The following is a 3,734-nucleotide window of genomic DNA, read 5'->3' as shown; positions in this document are numbered from 1 at the left end:
GCGCTGGCCGGCGTCGCGGGCACCGGCAGCAAGGCCGCGAGCCTGCTCGGCCAGGCCTCCGAGGCCGCRGCCACGGCGCAGCAAGCCGTGGGCGCGGCGCAGGCGATCCGGCAGGGTGGCGCCAAGGCGATGCTCGGCCAGGCGAGACAGGCGGCCACCGGCATGGCGGCGCAGGCGGCCGGCGCGCGGCTCGGGCCGATGGGCGCCCCGGTCACGGCGATCGCGAACATGGCAGGCGGGGTCGCAAAAGGCGGATTGCCTGCCGCTGCCGGCACGCCCGCGCTCGCGGGCCGCACCCCCGGTTTCATGGGCTGACGCGGCGCCACGGCGCGCTTCTTTCGAACAACAAGACGGCTCCAGGCAAGAGGAAAAGCAAGGCAATGGCAGAAGGATCGCAGCAGCAGAAGACGTCCGAACGAGAGCCTCAGACAGCGGTCGCGCCGCTCAACACCATCCTGAGCGCGATGCCGACCCTGCTCGCGCTGGTCCTCTTCTCTCTTTCTCCCGCGGCGATGCCGAGGCCGCGTTCCGCCTCTCGAAGTACCACCACTTCGTGCATCAGGACGGCAGGGTGGGAGGTCGGCGCTGGCTCGTCCGGGCCGCGGAGGGCGGCCATGCGACGGCGCAGTACAACCTCGCTGCCGTGCTGCAACTGGACGGCGGCACCCTGGCCGAGGCCGCGCGCTGGGCTGCCGAAGCACGCAAGAACGGCGATCCGGATGCGGGCCGGCTGCTGCAGCGGATCGAGGCCCTTCGCGCCGGGGCCAGCAGGCAGCCGGGCCGATGAGCTCCCGGATCACGCAACGGAGAACCACGCCATGGACAAGCCCGGCGCCGCACTTGCCACTTCTTCGCCCGTCTCGGGTGCGCAGGCCTACGAGCTGACAGATGCACAGCGAGCCGGGCTGGTCGCAAAGGCCGCGACTGGCGACGCCGAGGCTGCGTTTCGTCTCTCGCTGTACTACACCTTCGTGTCCTCGGACGCAGATCAACGCGTCCGCTGGCTGTCGATCGCGGCCAAGGGTGGCCATGTCCTAGGGCAACACAACCTGGCCTGCGACCTCTACATGAATGGCAAGGATCTCGCCGAAGCCGCGCACTGGGCGGCGGAGTCGCTGAAGAACGGCAACGCGGATGCCGGTGATCTGCTCAAGGAAATCGAGGCGGTCCGCACGAAGGCTCGGGGGCCTCGCCCGTGAATCATGACTTCGATGTCTCGGTCTTGTCGCTCTTCGCGGTCGAGTCGCCGGACCAGCTGCTACTCAACACCCCGGTGGTCATCGCATTGGGCAACGCGTACAAGTTGTTCGAGAGGACCGGGCAAGACCTGAACAACTTCAATGTCCACATCGCTGAGAGGAAGAAGGAAAACGGCGAAGAAGAAAACGGGGTCAACACCATCGGGATCGCTTTCTCGGCCAAGCTCCCTCCGGGACAGAAGGGACTTGGCAACGCAAGCAAGCTTGGGCGGTCGATCATGTACATCGCCTCGAAGACAACGGGCGAAATACTTCGGGAACAAGGAAGTCGGTAGTGGTCCGGCACTGGGCACGTCTCGAAAGACATTGCGCCTGACAGGACCCTGCACCTTCAATCTCGCGGAGGGAGGAAAGAATGAAAGAAACCATCAAAGTCGATGGCTTGGCGGAGCAGGCGATTGCAGTGGCCTTTGAAGATGCCAGGTCCTCGGGCCTGCCGCAGGGCCATCGCTGGGCCTTGCCAAGCTTTCCGGAAGCTTGTCTGCTGATTGACAAGAGCGGCGGCCGAATCCTTCAGAGGCATCTGTCTCGCTGAACCAACGACGTCCAGAGGTACCTCCACAGTGTCTTCTCAAATCATCATCCTCGCCCACGACATGTGGCGCAAAGGCGCGGGCGGCGCTCCCGCCGGGCTCGTAGGCCAGGCCGACAGCTTCGCCTATGCCGGGCTCGACCTGGGCCTTGCCCAGTTCGCCGCGACGACCTTCGCAGGCACGAGCTTCACGGTCACCAGCTTCAAGCAGGCGGGCTGGAGCGGTTGCCAGTTCACTGGCTGCAGCTTCACTCAGTGCGACTTCAGCGGCATCTCGATCACCGGCTGCACCTTCGTCAACTGCAGCTTCACGCGTGCGAACTTCGATGGCGGCAGCATCGGCACCAGCACCTTCAGGCAGTGCCAGTGGGACGACATCAGCTTCGCGGGTGGTAGCTGGAACGACGTTGGCGTGCTGAACTGCGGCGGCACCGTGGTGCATGCGCAGGGGCTGCAAGGGCGCAGCGTCGACTTCACGGGCAGCACCTTCGAGCAACTCGAGTTCCAGGGCGCGAACATCAACTGAGGGAAACCAGAAAATGGCAGGGACGGAAGGAAGCAAGACGCCATCAGAGCGCGAACCGCAGACGGCAGTAGCGCCACTGAACACGATCGTGAAGGAGGACATCGCCGCGGCAAGCAAGGCGGTGGACGACTGGCTGCGCTCCTTCAGCGGCGGCTACGTGACGCTGGAGCGGCTGACGATGGTGCTGGGCAGCATCCCGATCGTTGGCAACATCATGGCGCTGGTGGATGTGTTCCTGGACATCATCAACATCGTCGAGAAGAAGGCCAAGGACGGCGTCGATGCGTTCCTGAACTGGGTGAGCCTGGGCATCAACCTGATCGGGCTGATCCCGCTGCCGCCGAGCATGGCGGCGGCGCGCATGAGCCTGCGGCCGACGCTTCACCTGGTGAAGCAGGAGCTGAAGTCGGCAGCCTCGAATCTGGGGGAAGCCATCGTCACGACGCTGGTGGGGCACCTGAACGCAACCATCATGGGCGAGCTGGACACGTTCATCGACGGAGCCATCGCCAAGCTCGATGGCATCCTGAAGAGCTGCGCGGATCTTGCGGACAAGATCATCGACAACCTGGTGGACATCCTGCGGCGTGTGCTGGGGCAGAAGGACCTGTTCACGGTGGGTACGCCTGCCGTGGCGGAAACGAAAGTGCACGACCCGAAGACGCAGAGCACGTGGAGCCGGATGTGGGGTGCTGCGGTGCGCTACTCGAAGCAGTCGGCGAACTATGTGGCCAAGGCGGCGGCAAGCCAGCTGCCCGATGGGATCGCGGGCCGGGTCAATGGCGTGATCACGCAGATGCTGGGCTTCAAGCGGCTGTTGCGGGGTCAGTTGTCGAAGCTGGCGGACAAGGAGGCGCAGGCCAGCATCATGTGGCTGCTGCACAAGCTGCGGGACGCGTTGCTGAAGAAGAAGGGCAGGCGTTCGGCTATCGTCCCGCCTCAAGCGGGCGCGGTGGCCCAGAAGGACAAGCCCGGTGACCAGCTCGGGCATATCAGCAAGCAGGCGCCGGCCAACGGGCGGGGATGCAGCCTCAAGAATCGCCCTGCACCTGCGCGCAAGGGCGGCTCCATCAGCCTCTCACTGGGTGACGAAAGCTTCACCCACACCGACTTCGTTCTCGCAGCGCCGCTGCCGATCGAATGGGCGCGCACCTACGCCAGCGACCTCGACGCCTTCGACCGCGGCAGCCTGGGCGCACGCTGGATCACGCCCTACAGCATGCGTGTGGACATCGCCACGCCGACACGCGGCGCACGCCAGGGCCAGGCCAGCCTCGTGCACCACGCGGCCGACGGCCGCAGCCACGCCTACCCCGTGCTGGCCGTAGGCCAAGCCTACTTCGACCCGATCGAAGAAGTCCGCGTCTCGCGCCTGAGCGAGAGCCTGCTGGTGCTGGACTTCGGCAAGCCGCTGCCC

General features: G+C 65.6%; 6 protein-coding genes and 1 pseudogene. All 7 read left to right on the top strand.

The genetic code is table 11. The annotated features are described in order from the left end of the window. Nucleotides 1-315: pseudogene (locus AC1DFC_RS29570) on the top strand (type VI secretion system tip protein VgrG); the annotation flags it as partial. A gap of 238 nt (nucleotides 316-553) precedes the next feature. Beyond that, nucleotides 554-787 (top strand): hypothetical protein, encoded by a 234-nt coding sequence (locus AC1DFC_RS29565; protein ID WP_413335747.1) that lies wholly within the window; start codon nucleotides 554-556, stop codon nucleotides 785-787. Between the two features lie 31 nt (nucleotides 788-818). Beyond that, nucleotides 819-1,199, top strand: a complete 381-nt coding sequence (locus tag AC1DFC_RS29560; RefSeq protein WP_478180560.1) for a hypothetical protein — start codon at nucleotides 819-821, stop codon at nucleotides 1,197-1,199. Next, nucleotides 1,196-1,534: a hypothetical protein gene (locus AC1DFC_RS29555; RefSeq protein ID WP_478180559.1), complete on the top strand. Its 339-nt coding sequence runs from the start codon at nucleotides 1,196-1,198 to the stop codon at nucleotides 1,532-1,534. The genes AC1DFC_RS29560 and AC1DFC_RS29555 overlap by 4 nt, the downstream gene beginning before the upstream one ends. Nucleotides 1,535-1,614: 80 nt before the next feature. Next, nucleotides 1,615-1,794: a hypothetical protein gene (locus AC1DFC_RS29550; protein ID WP_478180558.1), complete on the top strand. Its 180-nt coding sequence runs from the start codon at nucleotides 1,615-1,617 to the stop codon at nucleotides 1,792-1,794. A 28-nt stretch (nucleotides 1,795-1,822) separates the two neighbouring features. Then, nucleotides 1,823-2,317 (top strand): pentapeptide repeat-containing protein, encoded by a 495-nt coding sequence (locus AC1DFC_RS29545; protein ID WP_478180557.1) that lies wholly within the window; start codon nucleotides 1,823-1,825, stop codon nucleotides 2,315-2,317. 13 nt (nucleotides 2,318-2,330) lie between these two features. Next, nucleotides 2,331-3,734: DUF6531 domain-containing protein (locus tag AC1DFC_RS29540; protein WP_478180556.1), on the top strand; the 1,404-nt coding region annotated here is incomplete at its 3' end.

The organism is Variovorax sp. 10L421, assembly GCF_056395365.1.
The sequence above is the reverse complement of the archived record's forward strand: the minus strand, read 5'-3'. Positions and strand labels throughout refer to the sequence as shown.

Bases quoted from the DNA above. Each gene is read 5' to 3' on its own strand.
- AC1DFC_RS29550 (WP_478180558.1), top strand. From the start codon at position 1,615: ATGAAAGAAACCATCAAAGTCGATGGCTTGGCGGAGCAGGCGATTGCA.
- AC1DFC_RS29560 (WP_478180560.1), top strand. From the start codon at position 819: ATGGACAAGCCCGGCGCCGCACTTGCCACTTCTTCGCCCGTCTCGGGT.